The 17,273-nt window shown below is 64.6% G+C and carries 14 protein-coding genes; 4 read left to right on the top strand and 10 right to left on the bottom strand.

The genetic code is table 11. The annotated features are described in order from the left end of the window. Positions 1-360 (top strand): transposase (locus J5M58_RS22115; protein ID WP_207879617.1); only part of this gene is annotated, 360 nt, incomplete at its 5' end. Between the two features lie 102 nt (positions 361-462). Here J5M58_RS22115 and J5M58_RS22120 read toward each other — a convergent pair. From J5M58_RS22120 to J5M58_RS22130, 3 genes are all read right to left on the bottom strand, one after another. Then, positions 463-1,041: a YceI family protein gene (locus tag J5M58_RS22120; protein WP_025340897.1), complete on the bottom strand. Its 579-nt coding sequence runs from the start codon at positions 1,039-1,041 to the stop codon at positions 463-465. Positions 1,042-1,075: 34 nt separating this feature from the next. Then, on the bottom strand, positions 1,076-1,627 hold the full coding sequence (locus J5M58_RS22125; RefSeq protein WP_133975897.1) for a cytochrome b: 552 nt from the start codon (positions 1,625-1,627) through the stop codon (positions 1,076-1,078). Between the two features lie 273 nt (positions 1,628-1,900). Then, positions 1,901-3,766 carry a flavin monoamine oxidase family protein gene (locus J5M58_RS22130; protein WP_207879619.1) on the bottom strand — a complete coding sequence of 622 codons (1,866 nt, stop codon included), beginning with the start codon at positions 3,764-3,766 and terminating at the stop codon, positions 1,901-1,903. Between the two features lie 265 nt (positions 3,767-4,031). Between J5M58_RS22130 and J5M58_RS22135 the strand changes: the two genes are divergently transcribed. Together J5M58_RS22135 and J5M58_RS22140 are read left to right on the top strand one after the other, a co-directional pair. Beyond that, positions 4,032-5,438: an adenosylmethionine--8-amino-7-oxononanoate transaminase gene (locus J5M58_RS22135; protein WP_207879620.1), complete on the top strand. Its 1,407-nt coding sequence runs from the start codon at positions 4,032-4,034 to the stop codon at positions 5,436-5,438. 129 nt (positions 5,439-5,567) lie between these two features. Next, positions 5,568-6,287, top strand: a complete 720-nt coding sequence (locus J5M58_RS22140) for a 16S rRNA (uracil(1498)-N(3))-methyltransferase (protein ID WP_207879622.1) — start codon at positions 5,568-5,570, stop codon at positions 6,285-6,287. Here J5M58_RS22140 and J5M58_RS22145 read toward each other — a convergent pair whose 3' ends face one another. The 7 genes from J5M58_RS22145 to J5M58_RS22175 form a co-directional block, all read right to left on the bottom strand. Continuing rightward, entirely contained in the window at positions 6,288-6,905 is a 618-nt protein-coding gene (locus tag J5M58_RS22145) for a hemolysin III family protein (RefSeq protein WP_112249507.1), read from the bottom strand. It abuts the gene before it with no gap. A gap of 158 nt (positions 6,906-7,063) precedes the next feature. After that, entirely contained in the window at positions 7,064-7,537 is a 474-nt protein-coding gene (locus J5M58_RS22150; RefSeq protein WP_112249509.1) for a chemotaxis protein CheW, read from the bottom strand. Then, complete coding sequence (locus tag J5M58_RS22155) at positions 7,530-12,482, bottom strand: Hpt domain-containing protein (protein WP_207879633.1); 4,953 nt, start codon at positions 12,480-12,482, stop codon at positions 7,530-7,532. The genes J5M58_RS22150 and J5M58_RS22155 overlap by 8 nt, the downstream gene beginning before the upstream one ends. 48 nt (positions 12,483-12,530) lie before the next feature. After that, positions 12,531-14,555: a methyl-accepting chemotaxis protein gene (locus J5M58_RS22160; RefSeq protein ID WP_235874656.1), complete on the bottom strand. Its 2,025-nt coding sequence runs from the start codon at positions 14,553-14,555 to the stop codon at positions 12,531-12,533. Between the two features lie 41 nt (positions 14,556-14,596). After that, on the bottom strand, positions 14,597-15,151 hold the full coding sequence (locus tag J5M58_RS22165; RefSeq protein ID WP_112249515.1) for a chemotaxis protein CheW: 555 nt from the start codon (positions 15,149-15,151) through the stop codon (positions 14,597-14,599). After that, entirely contained in the window at positions 15,148-15,513 is a 366-nt protein-coding gene (pilH, locus tag J5M58_RS22170) for a twitching motility response regulator PilH (RefSeq protein ID WP_112249517.1), read from the bottom strand. The genes J5M58_RS22165 and pilH overlap by 4 nt, the downstream gene beginning before the upstream one ends. Before the next feature lie 47 nt (positions 15,514-15,560). After that, positions 15,561-15,962: a PleD family two-component system response regulator gene (locus J5M58_RS22175; RefSeq protein WP_112249519.1), complete on the bottom strand. Its 402-nt coding sequence runs from the start codon at positions 15,960-15,962 to the stop codon at positions 15,561-15,563. Between the two features lie 297 nt (positions 15,963-16,259). Here J5M58_RS22175 and gshB point away from each other — a divergent pair, with 297 nt between their 5' ends. Further along, entirely contained in the window at positions 16,260-17,213 is a 954-nt protein-coding gene (gshB, locus tag J5M58_RS22180; RefSeq protein ID WP_207879636.1) for a glutathione synthase, read from the top strand. Positions 17,214-17,273 lie beyond the last annotated feature (60 nt).

The raw sequence follows: 17,273 nt of genomic DNA on the forward strand, positions 1-17,273 counted from the left end.
GCATTGGCTGAACTGACCATCCTTCCTCAAATACTCAAGTCCTCGCAGGTAGCTCGCCACGCGGGTCTCGATGTTCGACAGACCCAATCGGGAACGAGCATTGATAAGCCCGGCAGACTCGGCAAAAGTGGGAATGCTTATCTACGGGCAGCCATGTACATGCCTGCCTTGACCGCAGTGCGCTGCGACCCTTATGCGAAGGCTTTTTACGAGTCGTTGGTCAACAGGGGCAAGAAGAAAATGCAGGCTATCGCTGCGGTCATGCGCAAGTACCTGACAGGCATCTGGGCATGCATGCGCGGGAATGAGCCATTTGATACGGCCAAGCTTTTCAGCTCTGAACACCTCAGAAAAGCTTGACCGCCAACAGAGTATCTACAGGGTTACGTAATTCCCTGTAGGAGCGGCCTTGTGTCGCGATAGGGCCGCAAAGCGGCCCTCTCAGTTTTCAGCAGGTAAGAATTACTTCTGCTTCACACCTTCAACACTGATATCCAGGTCCAGGGTCTGCGAAGTAGCGCCTGGGCCCTTGATGCCGAAGTCGTTCAGGTTCAGCGTGGTGGTTGCGTTGAAGCCAGCGCGCTCACCGCCCCATGGGTCCTTGCCTTCACCGTTGAAGGTAGCCTTGAAGGTAACCGGCTTGGTCACACCGTGCATGGTCAGGTCGCCAGTCACGTCAGCGGTCTTGTCGCCAGTCGACTTGACGCTAGTGGAGACGAACTTCGCTTCCGGGTACTTCTTCACATCGAGGAAGTCGGCGCTGGCAATGTGCTTGTCACGCTCGGCGTGGTTCGACCACAGGCTGGCGGTTTTCAGATCGACGTTGATCTTGCTGGCTTCAGGCTTGGCACTGTCCCAGGTGAAGTTGCCGTCGAAGTCCTTGAAGGTACCGTGAATGAAGCTGTAGCCCAGGTGGCTGATCTTCCAGTCAACGAACGCGTGCTGGCCTTCCTTGTCGATCTTGTACTCGGCAGCCATGGCCTGGCCAGCGGAGAGCAGAGCGGTACCGAGCGCCAGAGCGGCAAAAGTCTTTTTCAACATCCTTACTTCCTTCCTATGCAATTGAGGTTGAGAGTCAAGCTTTGCGGCCCAGCATGCGGGTCAGGGTCGCGTCACGGTCGATGAAATGGTGCTTGAGCGCTGCCAGGCCATGCAGCACGGCAAAAATCACCAAGCCCCATGCCAGCCAGAGATGAATCACGCCTGCCAGGTCTGCCTGGTCGGGCAGGTCGCTGACCAGTGCCGGCACTTCGAACAGGCCGAACACCGGAATGCCGACACCGTCGGCGGTGGAAATCAGGTAACCGGCGATCATTACCGCGAACAGCCCCACGTACAGGGCCAGGTGGCCCAACTTGGCTGCCAGGCGGGTGAATGCGCCGTGGTTGGCCGGTGCCGGTGGCGGCGGGCTGATGAAGCGCCAGACCACCCGCAGCAGCATCACCGCCAGCAGCACCAGGCCGATGCTCTTGTGCAGGTCCGGGCCGGCCTTGCGCCAAGGGCTGTAGTAGTCGAGGCCGACCATCCACAGGCCCAGGCCGAACAGGCCGAACACTGCCAGAGCCACGCCCCAGTGCAGGACGATGCTGACCACGCCGTAGCGAGAAGGTGAATTGCGCAGTTGCATGTTGACGTGTTTCCCCGTGAAAGCTGTGCACAGACTAACGCGTAACGTATCGAAGAAAAGCGGAAAAAATTGCTTTGGATTATCGAGAAATCCGATATGTATTCTGTAACCTTGCCATTAAGGAAACATTAACGATAGACGGAGCGTTCGCGGTTGCCAATGCCGGCCCCTTCGCGGGTAAACCCACTCCCACAGGGTCGGCGCAGTTCCTGCTACCTGTGCCGGACCTGTGGGAGCGGGTTTACCCGCGAAAGGGCCGGCACTGTGAATAAATCAACCGGCCTTGGCTTGGGTATTGGCTACGGCTTTCTTGGCCGGCTCGGACTTGGCAGTTGCCTTCTTGGCCTCGGCAGGCTTTTGGGCCGGTTTGTGCGCCGGGGCATGCTTGCCAGATGCAGCCTTGGTCGCAGCAGGCTTGGCCACCGCTTCCTTGGCCACAGGTGCTGGTGCAACCGGGGCCGGGGCGGCTTGTGGCGCTGGCGCAGGTACCGGCGCCACCTCTTCAGCCTTGGCAATCGGCTCGGCCTTCACCTCAGGCTTGTCCGCCCCGCCAAACAGGCGCTTGAAGAAGCCCGGCTTGTCCTGCCTGGCCTCATCATCCTTTTTCGGCTCGGCCTTGGCAGGGGCCTTGTCAGCCTTGTCGCCCTTGTCGTCAGAGCCGCCAAACATATTGGAGAAGAACCCACCCTTGCCCTCCTTGGCCGCCACGGCACCTGCAGCTGCTGCTGCCGCCACCGGTGCCGCCTTGGCCGGGTCGAACGATTTGCCGGCCAGCAGGTCCTGTACCTGGCTGGCCGCGCGCTGGCCGCTGCGAAGGGCGCCTTCCAGGGTGCCTGGGTAGAGGGCGTCGGTATGCTCACCGGCAAAGGTGATGCGCTGCACCGGGCGCTCCCACAGGCGCCAGTACTTACTGATCTGGCCCGGGCCATAGGCCAGGTAGGCGCCACCGGTGCCGGCGTCGGTGCTGTAGCGCTTGACCTCGTAGCCGGTGAACGAGCCACGCGCCTGCGGGTAAAACGCATGCAGGCGGATCAGCACCTGGTCGACCATCTGCTTGTCGCCGAACGCCTGCAGTAGACGGGCGTTGTCACCCGACAGGTTGATCACCACGTTGGCCCCACCCTTGAGCGCAGGCTCGATCCACAGCATGCCCAAACCAGCGTTACTGAAGATTTCGCCCGACATGCGCGCACGGCTTTCCCACACCGGCTTCTTGAACTTGAGCATCAGCTGGTCGCGCCAGCCATAGTTGGTGCCTTTCAACGCCGCCAGGTGCTGGCTGTCCAGGCCCGGGGTCATCTGGATCTTGGCCAGGGCACGCAGAGGGACGGCCATGACCAGGTAATCCGCCTGGTAGCCGACGCTGCCAACCTTGACCGTGACACCGTCCTTGTCCTGGACGATGGAGGTCACCGGCGAACTGGTCTTGATGGTCTTCAGTTGCTTGACGAATGCCTGGGCCAGTACCGGGCTGCCGCCGGGCAGGCGCGCGGCACGCAGGTCACGGTCGCTGACACCGCGATACACGCGGTTCTGCTGGGCAAAGTACAACAGCGACAGACGCGATGGCTCATCGTAGCGGGTACGGATCTGCTGGTTGACCAGCTGACGGGCGGTGGACGGCAGTTGCAGCTTGTCCAGCCAGGTGGAGACGTTGATCTGGTCAAGGGCAAACAGCGTGCTGTTGGCTTGCGGTTTCAGTGGGTCGTCGATCGAACGGGCCAGGTCATCGAGGGTTTTCTCGTAACGCTTGAGCGCCTCGGCGGTGGCCGGCTGCTTGGTGGCCAGGTCGGTGGCACTGAAATACTCGCCATCGATCAGGTAACCGGGGGTACGCACGAACTCCGGTGCCGGCAGTGTTTCAAGTTTGAAACGGTCGAGGTACTGGTTGAGCACCGGCTGCGCCTTCGCGTTGCCGATCCACTCGCTGGTGGCCAGGCCCGAGCGCCCGCCCATGCCTGGCTTGGCTTCCAGCAGCGTTACCTGCCAGCCTTTGCTCTGCAGCTCGTAGGCGGCCGTCAGGCCCGCCAGGCCGCCACCCACGACGATCGCCGAAGGCGTCTTGTCCTTTGCCAGCGCGGCGCCGCTGGACACACCAATCAATACCAACGCGCACAGGCGCACCCAAGCAGCAGCCATGTCGGCGAACTCCGAGTCAGGGGGTTACAGAAACGGGGAGAGGCAGGAATGCCCCGGGAGAGATGCGTTAAGAATACGTCAGGTCCGCCGCCCCTGCCAGCGCAGTGACATCAAGTCCTTTTCGCCACTGACATTTTTACCTGCGGCGAATTCGAACGGTGGCAAGCGAAGCTGGCAACCCGATGAACAGCGGCGGTTGTCCTGCCCTGCGGCATTGCTTAGGCTTACGCGGTCGAACCAAGCCGCAAAGCCAGGAGAAGTGCCCATGGGCCTCAATGATCAGTGGATGCAACGCGACCTCAAGGTCCTGTGGCACCCCTGCACCCAGATGAAAGACCACGAGCAGCTGCCGCTGATCCCGATCAGGCGCGGCGAAGGCGTGTGGCTGGAAGACTTCGAAGGCAAGCGCTACCTGGATGCGGTGAGCAGCTGGTGGGTCAACGTGTTTGGCCACGCCAACCCGCGCATCAACCAGCGCATCAAGGACCAGGTCGACCAGCTGGAGCACGTGATCCTGGCCGGTTTCAGCCACCAGCCGGTGATCGAGCTGTCCGAGCGTCTTGTAGCCATGACCCCCGCCGGCCTCGACCGGGTGTTCTATGCCGACAACGGTTCGTCGTGCATCGAAGTGGCGCTGAAGATGAGCTTCCACTACTGGCAGAACGTCGGCAAGCCGGGCAAGAAGCGCTTCGTCACCCTGACCAACAGCTACCACGGCGAAACCATCGCTGCCATGTCGGTCGGCGATGTGCCGCTGTTCACCGAAACCTACAAGGCGCTGCTGCTCGACACCCTCAAGGTGCCCAGCCCCGACTGCTACCTGCGGCCCGCAGGCATGAGCTGGGAAGAGCACTCGCGCAATATGTTCCAGGCCATGGAGCAGACCTTGGCCGAGCACCACGCCTCGATCAGTGCGGTAATCGTCGAGCCGCTGATCCAGGGTGCTGGCGGCATGCGCATGTACCATCCGGTGTACCTCAAGCTGCTGCGCGAGGCCTGCGACCGCTACGACGTGCACCTGATCCACGACGAGATCGCCGTGGGCTTCGGCCGCACCGGCACCATGTTCGCCTGCGAACAGGCCGGCATCCGCCCCGACTTCCTGTGCCTGTCCAAGGCCCTGACCGGCGGTTACCTGCCACTGGCCGCCTGCCTGACCACCGACAAGGTGTACCAGGCGTTCTACGACGATTACCCGACCCTGCGCGCGTTCCTCCACTCGCACAGCTACACCGGCAACCCGCTGGCCTGCGCCGCGGCGCTGGCGACCCTGGACATCTTCGAGCAGGACAACGTGATCGAGGCCAACAAGGCCTTGGCCACACGCATGGCCAGCGCCACCGCGCACCTGGCCGACCACGCACATGTGGCCGAGATTCGCCAGACCGGCATGGCCCTGGCCATCGAGATGGTCCAGGACAAGGCCGGCAAGGTCGCCTACCCATGGCAGGAGCGTCGTGGCCTGAAAGTGTTCGAACATGCCCTGACTCGTGGCGCCCTGTTGCGGCCGCTGGGCAGCGTGGTGTACTTCCTGCCGCCTTATGTGATTACGCCAGAGCAGATCGACTTTTTGGCAGAAGTGGCCAGCGAAGGCATCGACATTGCCACCCGTGATAGCGTCAGCGTGGCCGTACCGGCCAACTTCCACCCCGACTTCCGTGACCCGGGCTAAGCCCGAAAGCCCGCCGCGTACTCTGTGGGAGCGGGTTCACCCGCGAATGCAATAGTGGAGTCACCGCCGCATTCGCGGGTGAACCCGCTCCCACAGGGACCACCTTCTACCTTTAGCTTGAGCTCAACCATGAGACTGTCCCGCTTCTTCATCGACGCCCCCCTGAGCCTTGGCGAGCACGATCTGCCCGAAGCCCAGGCCCACTACATCGGCCGCGTACTGCGCATGGCCCCTGGCGATGCCGTGCAGCTGTTCGACGGCAGCGGCCAGGAATACCGCGGCCAGTTGCTCGAAGTGGGCAAGAAAACCGTCCGCGTCAGCCTCGACCAGGCCCTCGCCGGCCAAGCCGACTCACCACTGCACGTGCACCTCGGCCAAGGCCTGTCCCGTGGCGAGCGCATGGACTGGGCGATCCAGAAAGCCACCGAGCTGGGCGCCAACGAAATCACCCCGATCGTCAGCGAACGCTGCGAAGTGCGGCTGAAGGACGAACGCGCCGACAAACGCCTGGCCCACTGGCGCCAGGTGGCCATCAGTGCCTGCGAACAATGCGGCCGCTCGACCTTGCCGGTCATCCACCCACCGGTGACTTTGGCCGAATGGCTGAACGGCGCCAAGGCCGACCTGAAACTGGTCCTGCACCCAGTGGCCGAACCGCTCACCAGCCATGCCAAGCCTGCCACCCTGGCCTTCCTGATCGGCCCCGAAGGCGGGCTGAGCGAGGCGGAGGTCGACCAGGCCAAGGCTGCGGGTTTTCACGCAGCACGCCTGGGCCCACGCGTGCTGCGCACCGAAACCGCACCGGTGGTGGCACTGTCGGTGGCACAGCAACTGTGGGGCGACTTTTAACTAGCGCACGTACAACGACACCGCCACGAAGTGCATGAGGCTGCCGGCAATCACGAACAAGTGCCAGATGCCATGCCAGTGGCGGAAGCGGCTGTCGAAGGCGAAGAAGATGATGCCGACGGTGTAGAACACCCCGCCGGCAGCCAGCCAGGCAAAGCCGGCGCTGCCGAGTGAATGCAGCAATGGCTTGACCGCCACCAGCACGATCCAGCCCATCACTGCATAGATGATGATCGACAGGATGCGCGCCTCGGAGCGCGGCTTGATTTCCTGCAGCATGCCGATCACCGCCAGCCCCCAGACCACCCCGAACAGGCTCCAGCCCCAGGGCCCGCGCAGGCTGACCAGGCAGAACGGCGTGTAGCTGCCAGCAATCAGCAGGTATATCGACAGGTGATCGAGCTTGCGCATGATCACCTTCGCCCGCCCGCGAGTGCTGTGGTACAGGGTAGAAATGCTGTACAGCAACAGCAAGGTGCTGCCGTAGATGGAGAAACTGACGATCTTCCACGGGTCGCCCTGCAGGCCCGCAGCCACGATCAGCCAGATGGCACCGATACAGGCCAGGACGGCACCGACCAGGTGGGTCCAGGCATTGAAGCGTTCACCGTAGTACATGCAAACACAGACCTCCTGAGGTGGGCTGGGTTCCTGCGTCCTTCTGTTCCGGCCTCTTCGCGGGTGAACCCGCTCCCACAGGGATCCCAAAAAGCCTGAGGACGGTGCCGTATCTGTGGGAGCGGGTTCACCCGCGAAGAGGCCCTATGGCTTACATCCTACCCAACCTCAGGTTGCAATTGCGCGTCACGCACCAGCCGCTCCAGCCCCACCAGGTCGGGCACCCGTGCCACCTGTTCACCTACCTGCACCGCCGCCAGCTCCAGCCGGCCCAGCGCCACATCCACGTAGTTCAGCTGGCTGTCGAGCTTGCACGAGCGCGGTATGTCCTGCAGCAACAACGCCAGGTAGCGCAGGCCGGTATCGCCCAGGGCATTGAGCACCACCACGCGAGCCCGCTCGCCGCAGGGTGTCTCGCCACCACATGCGGCTTCGAAGCCGATCAGCGGCAGGCGCTGCTGGCGCCAGTCGATCCAGCCCAGATGCCAGGCCGGCTCGCCGCGCTGGCACACCAGGTTGCGCTGGCCACTCAGTTCAGCCACCGCCACGTTGGGCAACACCAGGGTACGGTCGCCCAACGGCAGCAAAAGCCCGGTCAGGCTGCTGCGCTGGCCGGCGATCAATTCAAGCATGGGTCTGGCTCCAATGGGCAATGCTCTGCAACAGGATCGACTCCTGGTACGGCTTGCCCAAGTATTCGTTGACGCCGATGGCCATGGCACGGTCGCGGTGCTTCTGCCCGGTGCGCGAGGTAATCATGATGATCGGCAAGTCTTTCAGCCGCTCGTCACGGCGGATGCGTGTGGCCACCTCGAAGCCGTCCATGCGTGGCATCTCGATATCCAGCAGCAACACGTCGGGGCGATGTTCTTCCAGCAGGGCCATGGCATCGACTCCGTCCTTGGCCGTCAGCACGCTCATGCCATGGCGTTCCAGCAGGCGGCTGGTGACTTTGCGCACGGTCACCGAGTCATCCACTACCATTACCAGCAACGCCCGCCGTGGCGCCGGGCCGAACACCTGGCGCCGGGCCGCGTCGCCGCCCGGCAGGCGCGCCAGGCGCCGCTGCTGGCCACGCAACTGGCCCAGCAGGTCGAGAATCAGCACCACCCGGCCATCGCCCAGCAACGTCGCCCCCGACAACCCGGCAACCGCGGCAAACTGCGGCCCCAGGCTCTTCACCACGATCTCGCGGCTGGGCGACAGGCTGTCGGCCTGGATGGCGAACGACTGCTCCTGAGAATGCACCAGCAGCACCGGCAGCGGAACGCTCTGCCCGAGCAATGCCGGGCGCGGCATACCTTGGAGCAGCTCACCCAAGTAGCGCAGCTCGTATTCGTGGCCGGCGTACACATAACGTGGGGCGTCCAGCTGGTAGCACGCTGCCAGTTCGGCCGGCGGCACGCGGACGATACCCTCGATGGTGTTCAGCGGAATGGCGTACTGCTCTTCGCCCAGGTGCACCATCAGCGCACGGTTGACCGACACGGTAAACGGCAGGCGGATCAGGAAGCGCGCGCCCTTGCCTTGGGCCGATTCGATACTCATCGAGCCGCCCAGCTGCTTGACCTCCTCGTGCACCACATCCATGCCCAGGCCGCGCCCGGAAATCTGGGTGATCTTCTCGGCCGTGGAAAAGCCCGGGCGCAGGATGAACTGGAGGATCTCGTGATCGCTCAATTGCGCCTGCGGGTCCAGCAGGCCGCGCTTGATGGCCTTGCGGCGCACCGCTTCCAGTGGCACCCCGGCACCGTCGTCGGTCATTTCGATAACGATGTCGGCGCCTTCGTGCAACAGATTCAGGTGGATGGTGCCCTGCTCCGGCTTGCCGGCGGCCAGGCGCATTTCGCGGCTTTCCAGGCCATGGTCAACAGCGTTGCGCAGCATGTGCTCCAGCGGCGCCACCATACGTTCGAGCACGCTACGGTCCAGTTCGCCCTCGGCATTGCCGACCACCAGCTCCACTTGCTTGCCCAGCTCGCTGGCCACCTGCCGCACCACACGCTGCAAGCGCGGTACCAGGCGCTCGAAGGGCACCATCAGGGTAGCGGTCAGGCCTTCCTGCAACTGGCTGTTCACCCGCGCCTGCTGCTGCAACAGGCTGTAGGCCTCCTGGGCCCGCTGTGCCAGGGTTTCCTTGAGGTCGAGCAAGTCCGAGGCCGACTCGAACAGGGCCCGCGACAGCTGCTGCAGCTGCGAGTGGCGGTCCATTTCCAGCGGGTCGAAGTCGTCATAGGCATCGCCTTCGAACTGCTGCCGGCTGGAGATCCGCCCTTGGGTCTCGATATCCAGGCGCAGCAACTGGTCGCGCATGCGCTCGAGGGTGGTTTCCATCTCGTTGAGGGTGAACTGCGCATCGTTGACCTGTTGCTCGATGCGCCCACGGATGACCGAGTGCTCACCGGCCAGGTTGCCCAGGTCGTCGAGCAACTCGGCATCGACCTTGACCATGTCGCCTGGCGCCCGCTCGGGAGCTGCCGCAGGCGCCTCACTGATCGCGGCCTCGACCGGCCCCTGGCCGGCGGCGCTGTCGGCCAGGGCCGAGAAGCTGAAGTTGCGGATGTAGTCGATCAGCGCGGTGGCGGCATGCAGCGGTTGCCGCAGACGCACAGCATCGAGCATGTGCGCCAGGCGGTCATGGCAGTTCTGCAGCAAGGCGAACAGTGGTGCGCTCGGCGGCATACGGCCAGCGGCCAGCAGCTCGTAGAGGAACTCCAGTTCGTGGGCCAGGTCGCCGATCGGTGCGATTTCGACCATGCGCGCCACGCCCTTGAGGGTGTGCAGGTCGCGCATCAGGTTGTCCACTTCGACGCTGCTGCGCGGGTCGGCCTGCCAGCGCGCCAGGGCTGCGGCGGCACTCTCGACGATGTCCGAGCTTTCTTCCAGAAAGACGTCCAGCAGCTCTTCGCCAGGGCTTTCCGGCTCTTCGGTCAGCGGCTCGGCCACAGGCGGCAGCAAAGGGTTGTGCGCCTGCCCCAGGCCAAGGGTATCGGCCAGGTCCATGTCCGGGTGCAGCGGCGTGACCGTGTCGATGCCCACCAGGCCAGTGGCCTCCGGTGCCAGGGCCTGGCCCAGCAGGTTGCGCAGGCTGTCGACCAGCTCTGCCCTCGGCGGGATGTCCTGCCCAGCCGCCACTTCGTCGAGCATGTCGAGCAGGGCCTCATGGGCCCGCTGCACATGGGCGAAGAAGCGTGCATCAGCGGGCAGACTGCCCTCCTCAACGGCGCCGTACAGGTCGAGCAAGGCCTCGCACACGTCGTCCATCTGCCACAGGTCGGCCAGGTGTGCGGCGTGGCCCAGGGATGTCAGTTCGTCGAGCAGGGTTTCCAGCGCATCGCGCTGGCCGGGCTGCTCCTGCCAGCGTGACAGCAACGACTCGGCTTCCAGCAGGATATCCATGGCCTGGGCCAGGAAACTGGCAGTCAATTGCGGGTCGCGCTTGCTACGCCGCGCATGCTGCGGGTCGCCATGCAAGCTGGCCAGGTGCCCATCCACCGCCTGGCCGACCTGCTCGATCAGCTCTGCGGCACCGGGGATGGCCGCCAGCGGTGTGCTGTCGAGTTGCGCCAGGCCCAGGTGGAACAGCGAGCGCGCAGCTTCCAGCCATTCGATCTCGGCCATTTGCAGGGGCAGTTGGTGGCCCTTGTATTCACGTGCCAGGCGGTCGAAGGCGGTGGCCAGTTCGGCGACTGGCATCACCCCGGCCATGGCGGCACTGCCCTTGAGCGTGTGAAGGGCGCGCTGCAGGCCATCGCTGACCTGCGTATCGTGGCCGTCGGTGCCCTGCAGAAAAGCATCCAGGCTGGCCAGGTGGCCCTGCGCCTCGCTGCGAAAAATATCCAGCAATTGCGGGTCGAGGCCGTCGATGTCGGCCGCCACCGGGGCATCGTTTTCGGCCAGGGCATGCAGGTGCCCGGCCAGTTGCTCGATTTCCGTCAGCTGCGGCAACTGGCCTGCGGCAAAATCGGCCAGCAGGTCGGGCAGGTGAACGAACACCTGCTGCAGGGCCACTACGCCTTCCGGGCTGAGCACGCTGCGGCCCTCGAGTACCCGGTTCAACAGGTGCTCGGCGCCCCAGGCCAGCTCGGCCACCGCCTCGGCATGTACCATGCGCCCGCTGCCCTTGAGCGTATGCAAGGCGCGGCGCACTTCTGCCAGTGCCTCGCGCTGCTGGTTGTCGGCACGCCAGCGCAACCAATGGCGCTCGATTTCCGGCAGCAGTTCACCAGCCTCGTCGAGAAACACTTCGCGCAGCTCGTCATCAATGCCATCAGCGCTGCCATCGTGGCCTACGGTGGCCTCGACCAGCGCGCAGTGCACACCCAGCGTCGCCAGGCTGGCGCGCGCCATGTCGATGAAGGGCTGGCCATCCGCCAATGGGTCCGCCACACGCCATTGCAGGTAGCATTCGGCAGCGCTCAGGGCCTCGGCCAGGTGCGTCAGCTCGTCGGCTGGCGGTTCTACATCCAGATGCTGCAGCCAGCGCTGCACATAGCTGGCGCAACCGGCAAACAGCTCGGCCACCGCCGGTAGCATCAACATCGCTAGCGCACCGCGAATCTGTTGCAACAGCCCTGGCAAGGGTTGCAGGCGTTGTCGCGGCCAGCCGGACTCCAGGCAATCGCCGATCAGATCCTTGGCCTGCTGCAGCACGTTCAGCGATTCGTTCAACACCAGTTGGCGGATTTCGGCCAGGTCCGAGCCCGGCAGGCCGCCCTGGCCGTTTTCCTCCAGCGGGCCGACCATGCCATTGAGCGTGGCCTCCACATACAGCAGGGCTCCTGCTACATCCATCAACACCGCGTCGTCCACCGCCCGCTCGCCCTGGGCCAGGGCCTGCAGCGCCAGCACCTGGTCGATGATCACCCGGCGTGGCTGCTGGAAGCCCAGCACTGCCAGGGTGTCGGCCACGTGGCGCAGGGGTGCCAGCAGGGCATCGAGCTGCTCGCTGTGCTGGCGATCGCCGCGCACGAACTGGTCCAGGCGCTCCTTGATGCGCACCAGGTCGTCGCACAGCGCAGTTACCACCGAGCGCAGGGCATCGCGTCCGGGCCCTGCCTGCAGCTGCTCGCGCCAGTTGCCCAGCGACAGGTCGAGGTTGGCCAGGTCGTCGGCACCGGCAAAGCGTTGGGTGGCGCCGCTGATCAGGCTGGCCTGCGCCAATGGCTCCTCGCCACGGCAGGCCCGCAGCTGGTTGAGCAGCGGCAGCATCACCAATGGCAGGTCGTGGCGAGCGCCGCGCAGGCGCTCCAGATACGACGGCAGTTGCTCCAGGCCACGGAACAATGCGCCCAGGCAATCACCGCGGGGGCTGACCTGGCCATCGGCCAGGGCCTTGGCGAACAGCTCCAGTTCTTCGGCCAGGCGCGTGGCCCCGCGCAGTTCGAGCATGCGCAGGCAACCGTGCACCTGGTGCAGATTGTCGACCACGAATGCCAGCATCGACAGGTCGCCAGGCTCGCCGGCAAAGCGCTCCAGCGCCTGGCGCGCCTGGCCCAGGCAGTCGAGGATGGCGGCCTTGGTCCAGGCCAGCGCCACTGTGTCGTGGCGCTCGGGGCTTACAGCTGCTACAGCCATGGGCACTCCTCGGCGCGGCTTTTCAGTTGAGCTCATCAGTTGAGCTCATCATTTGGGCTCTGCTGGTGGCGGCAGGGTGAACCCGGACACCGAACGGCGCATCTCGCTGGCCATGCGCGCCAGGTGGCGGATACTGTCGGCAGTGGCGCTGGAGCCGGCAGAGGTCTGCGCGGTAATCTGCTGGATGACCGCCATGGTGTGGGAGATCTGCCCGGCAGACGAAGTCTGCAGCTGGGCGGCATCGGAGATGCTGTGGATAAGGTCGGCGAGGTTCTGCGATACGCCTTCGATCTCGGCCAGCGCCACCCCGGCATCCTGGGCCAGGCGGGCACCGCGCACTACCTCGGCGGTGGTCTGCTCCATGGAGATCACCGCCTCGTTGGTGTCGGCCTGGATGGTGCGCACCAGCGCCTCGATCTGCCGGGTGGCCGACGACGAACGTTCGGCCAGGCGCTGCACTTCGTCGGCGACCACGGCGAACCCACGGCCGGCCTCGCCAGCCAGCGAAGCCTGAATCGCCGCGTTGAGGGCCAGGATGTTGGTCTGGTCGGCAATGTCGTCGATCAGGCTGACGATATCGCCGATTTCCTGGGAAGACTCACCGAGGCGCTTGATCCGTTTGGCAGTGTCCTGGATCTGTTCGCGAATGTTGTCCATGCCGTTGATGGTGTTGTGCACCACCTCGTTGCCCTTGTTGGCGATTGCCACGGAGCGCTCGGCCACCTTGGCCGACTCGTAGGCATGCGCCGAAACCCGGTCGATCGATTCGACCATGTCGCCGACCGCCTCGGATGCCTCGCTGATCTGTTCGGCCTGGTGCTCGGAGGCCTTGGCCAGCTGGCGTGCGGTGTTCTGTGTGTCCTGCACGGCAGCAGCGACCTGCACGGCGCTGTGGTTGATGGTGGCGACCAGGTCGCGCAATTGGTCCACGGAATAGTTGATCGAATCGGCAATGGCGCCGGTGAAGTCCTCGGTCACCGATACGGTCACGGTCAGGTCGCCGTCAGCCAGCTCTTCGATTTCGTCGAGCAGGCGCATGATCGCCTGCTGGTTGCGTTCGTTCTTTTCCGCCGTCTCGCGCAGCTGGCGGTTGGTGGTGCGTACCATGACCAGGCCGATGAGGATGATCGAAGCCAGCGCCAGAAGGCCCAGGGCATAACCGCCGACGGTGTCGAGCGTGCGCCCGCCGGCCAGGTTCTCGAAACCGTTGGCCAGGTGCGAGGCCTCGTCGAGCAGGGTTTGCGACAGGCTGAAGATGTTGCCCGCCGCCTCCCGCACGCGGAACAGTTCTGGCGATGTTTCGAGGATTTCATCCACCGAGCCTGCAACGAACTGGAACAGCTCGGCAATTTCAGCCAGACGCGCGCGGGCATCGGCGTCCTCTACGCGGGTCACCTGGATCGCCGCGTTGCCACTGAGCATGCCCTCGAGTACCTGGCCGAAGCGCCCGGCATCGCGGCCAAAGGCGTCGGCCGCCTGGGCCGCGGCATCGTCACCGGCCAGCACTGTGTTGACCGAGCCGAGAATGCGTTCGGCCAGCAGCAGCTGGCGCTGGGCTACCGCCACCTGGTTGGCCGGGGCACCGCTCTGCAGCAGGATCTCGACCACTTTCTCGTATTCCACCTGCAACTGCGGCACGGTCTCGGCCAGGGTCGCCGCCACCTGGTGCAGCGACAGCACGGTCTGCTCGCTGGCCAGGATGGTGTCGGTGTTCTTGCGCAGGTTTTCCCAGTCGCGGCGTACCGCTTCCATCTCGTCACGCACCGTGGGCGGCGCAGGTGGCAGGCCGGTGGACTTGTCACCTTCACGCAAGTAGCCCCAACGCCGTTCGAAATCGTTGCGCGCGTCCGATAGCAGCTTGAAGGCCAGGGCCTTGCCGGTGGCGGCTTCGGTGGCGTTCTTGGCGATGCGCTGCGACAGCACCCGCAGTTCACCGGCGTGGCCGATGTACTGCTTGTCGTAGTTGGACTGGGTGTTCAGGTAGGCAAAGTTGGCGAACAGCAGGATGATCGACAGGATCAGGATCAGGAACAGCACGGTGATCTGCGCGATGCTGCGGGTACGCGGGGTCACGCTGGTGACGGGGGTGGCAGGCTTGTTCACGTTCGCAGGTCCTATAACGCCACATCGAGAAAGCCCGGCGCCTGGGCAAGGGCGAAGGGGCTGAAGATCGCCCAGTTGCGTTCACGCGGGAAGTGCCCCTGCACGAAGGGGGCAGCGGCGCGAATCAGGGGTTGTGGTGGCGACAGTTGCAGGCTGTCCAGGGCAAAGTGCTGCAGGCCCAGCACCTCGTCCACCAGCAGGCCGACGAACAGGTCCTCGCGGTCCAGCACCAGCACCCGCCGCTGCTTGCCAGGGGCGGCGTGGCCCAGGCCGAAGAAGCTGCTCAGGTCCATCACCGGCAACAACCGGCCGCGCAGGTTGGCTACCCCGCACACCCATGGCTGCACGCCGGGGACGCGGCTGCTGCGCGGCTCGCGCAGCACCTCGGCCACCTCGCCCATGGGCGCGACGAACCATTGCCCGGCAATGCGAAAGCCGATGCCGCTCCACTGTTGCAGGCGGATGTCCTGCGGCGGCTGGTCGGCGACCAGCAGGCGGCAGCGCCGGTCGATGTCCAGCAACAACTCGAAGGCGGTCAGCGACGCGCCCTGCGGGCGGGTGGTCAAGCCCCAAGCACCTCTTTGAGCTTGGCGATCAACGCGTCCTCTTCCACCGGTTTGGTCAGGAAGTCACGAGCGCCCTGGCGCTTGGCCCAGATACGGTCGGTTTCCTGGTCCTTGGTGGTGACCACGATCACCGGGATGGCGCTGGTTTCCGGGTCCTTGCTGAGCTGGCGGGTAGCCTGGAAGCCGTTCATGCCGGGCATGACGATGTCCATCAGCACCGCGTCGGGCTTGTCCTGCCGGGCCAGGGCCACGCCATCGGCACCGTTGCTGGCCTTGAGCACCTGGTAGCCGTGCTTTTCCAGCCATTCGGTCAATCGGTACATCTCTGTCGGCGAGTCGTCGACAATCAGAACTCGGGCCATGCTGTTTCCCCATCAGGAAAGAAAGACCGTGCCATGGCGGGGCGCGGTCAGGGTGCGTGTTGTCGGGCTGCGGCAAAACCGGGCACGTGGGCGCGGATCGCGTCGAGCAGTTCTTCCTTGCTGAACGGTTTGGTCAGGAACTGGTCGGAACCGACCACCCGGCCGCGGGCCTTGTCGAACAGGCCGTCACGGGACGACAGCAGAATGACTGGGGTGTCCTTGAAGGCACTGTTGTGCTTGATCACCGCGCAGGTCTGGTAGCCGTCCAGGCGCGGCATCAACACATCGACAAAGATGATGCTGGGCTGGTGGTCGACGATCTTGGCCAGGGCATCGAAGCCATCGCTGGCGGTGATCACCTCGCAGCCCGCTTCACCGAGCAACATCTGCGCGGTGCGGCGGATCGTGCGCGAATCGTCGATCACCATCACCTTCAGGGGTTGTTCCATCTCTTGGGCTACCATCGCTGCTTATGCCGAATTCCCGGGGCCGCTTCGCGCCCCTATCGCGACACAAGGCCGCTCCTACAAGGGACCGCGATCTCCTGTAGGAGCGGCCTTGCGTCGCGATAGGGCTGCGCAGCAGCCCCAAAGGCCTGTTGTATAGCGCTATGCCTGGCATTTTTAGCACACTCCGGGTGGCCGTTCCATCTGCGGCGCCCCTTGACCGGCGGCGTTCACGGCGCCACCCTGAGCCACTTTTCTTTCGATCCATCGCGGCCACCTGCCGCCAAGAGGAACCACCCCATGAGCGTTCGCCTCGGCATTGTCATGGACCCCATCGCGTCCATCTCCTACAAGAAGGACAGCTCGCTGGCCATGCTGCTGGCCGCCCAGGCACGCGGCTGGAGCCTGTTCTACATGGAGCAGCGCGATATGTACCTGGGCGCCGGCCAGGCCCGTGCACAGATGCGCCCGCTGAAAGTGTTCGCCGACCCGGCCCGCTGGTTCGAGCTGGGCGAGGAGCAGGACAGTGCGCTGGCCGAGCTGGATGTGGTCCTGATGCGCAAGGACCCGCCCTTCGACATGGAGTTCGTCTACAGCACCTACCTGCTGGAGCAGGCCGAACGCGAAGGCGTGCTGGTGGTCAACCGCCCGCAGAGCCTGCGCGACTGCAACGAAAAGCTGTTCGCCACCCAGCTCCCGCAGTGCATGGCGCCGACCCTGGTCAGCCGCCGTGTCGACATCCTGCGCGAGTTCGCCAACAGCCGTGGTGACGTAATCCTCAAGCCGCTGGACGGCATGGGCGGCGCCTCGGTGTTCCGCCACCGCAAGAACGACCCGAACCTGTCGGTGATCCTGGAAACCCTGACCCAGCATGGCAACCAGCAGATCATGGCGCAGGAGTACCTGCCGCAGATCGTCGACGGCGACAAGCGCATCCTGATGATCGACGGCGAACCGGTGGACTACTGCCTGGCGCGTATCCCGGCCAGCGGCGAGACCCGTGGCAACCTGGCCGCCGGCGGCCGTGGCGAGGCACGCCCGCTGACCGACCGCGACCGCTGGATCGCCGCCCAGGTCGGCCCGACCCTGCGCGAGAAGGGCCTGATGTTCGTGGGCCTTGATGTGATCGGCGACTACCTCACCGAAATCAACGTCACCAGCCCCACTTGCATCCGCGAGATCGATGCCGCCTACAACACCGACATCGGCGGGCAATTGATGGATGCCATTGATCGCCAGCTGAAGGCGCGCTGACCGCCGACGCACGGCTACAACCCAGAGTGGGGTATGATGCGGGTTCTTTTAGCCTGGCCT

The sequence above is a fragment of the Pseudomonas sp. 32_A genome (assembly GCF_017490905.1).
Classification (GTDB): Bacteria; Pseudomonadota; Gammaproteobacteria; order Pseudomonadales; family Pseudomonadaceae; genus Aquipseudomonas; species Aquipseudomonas inefficax.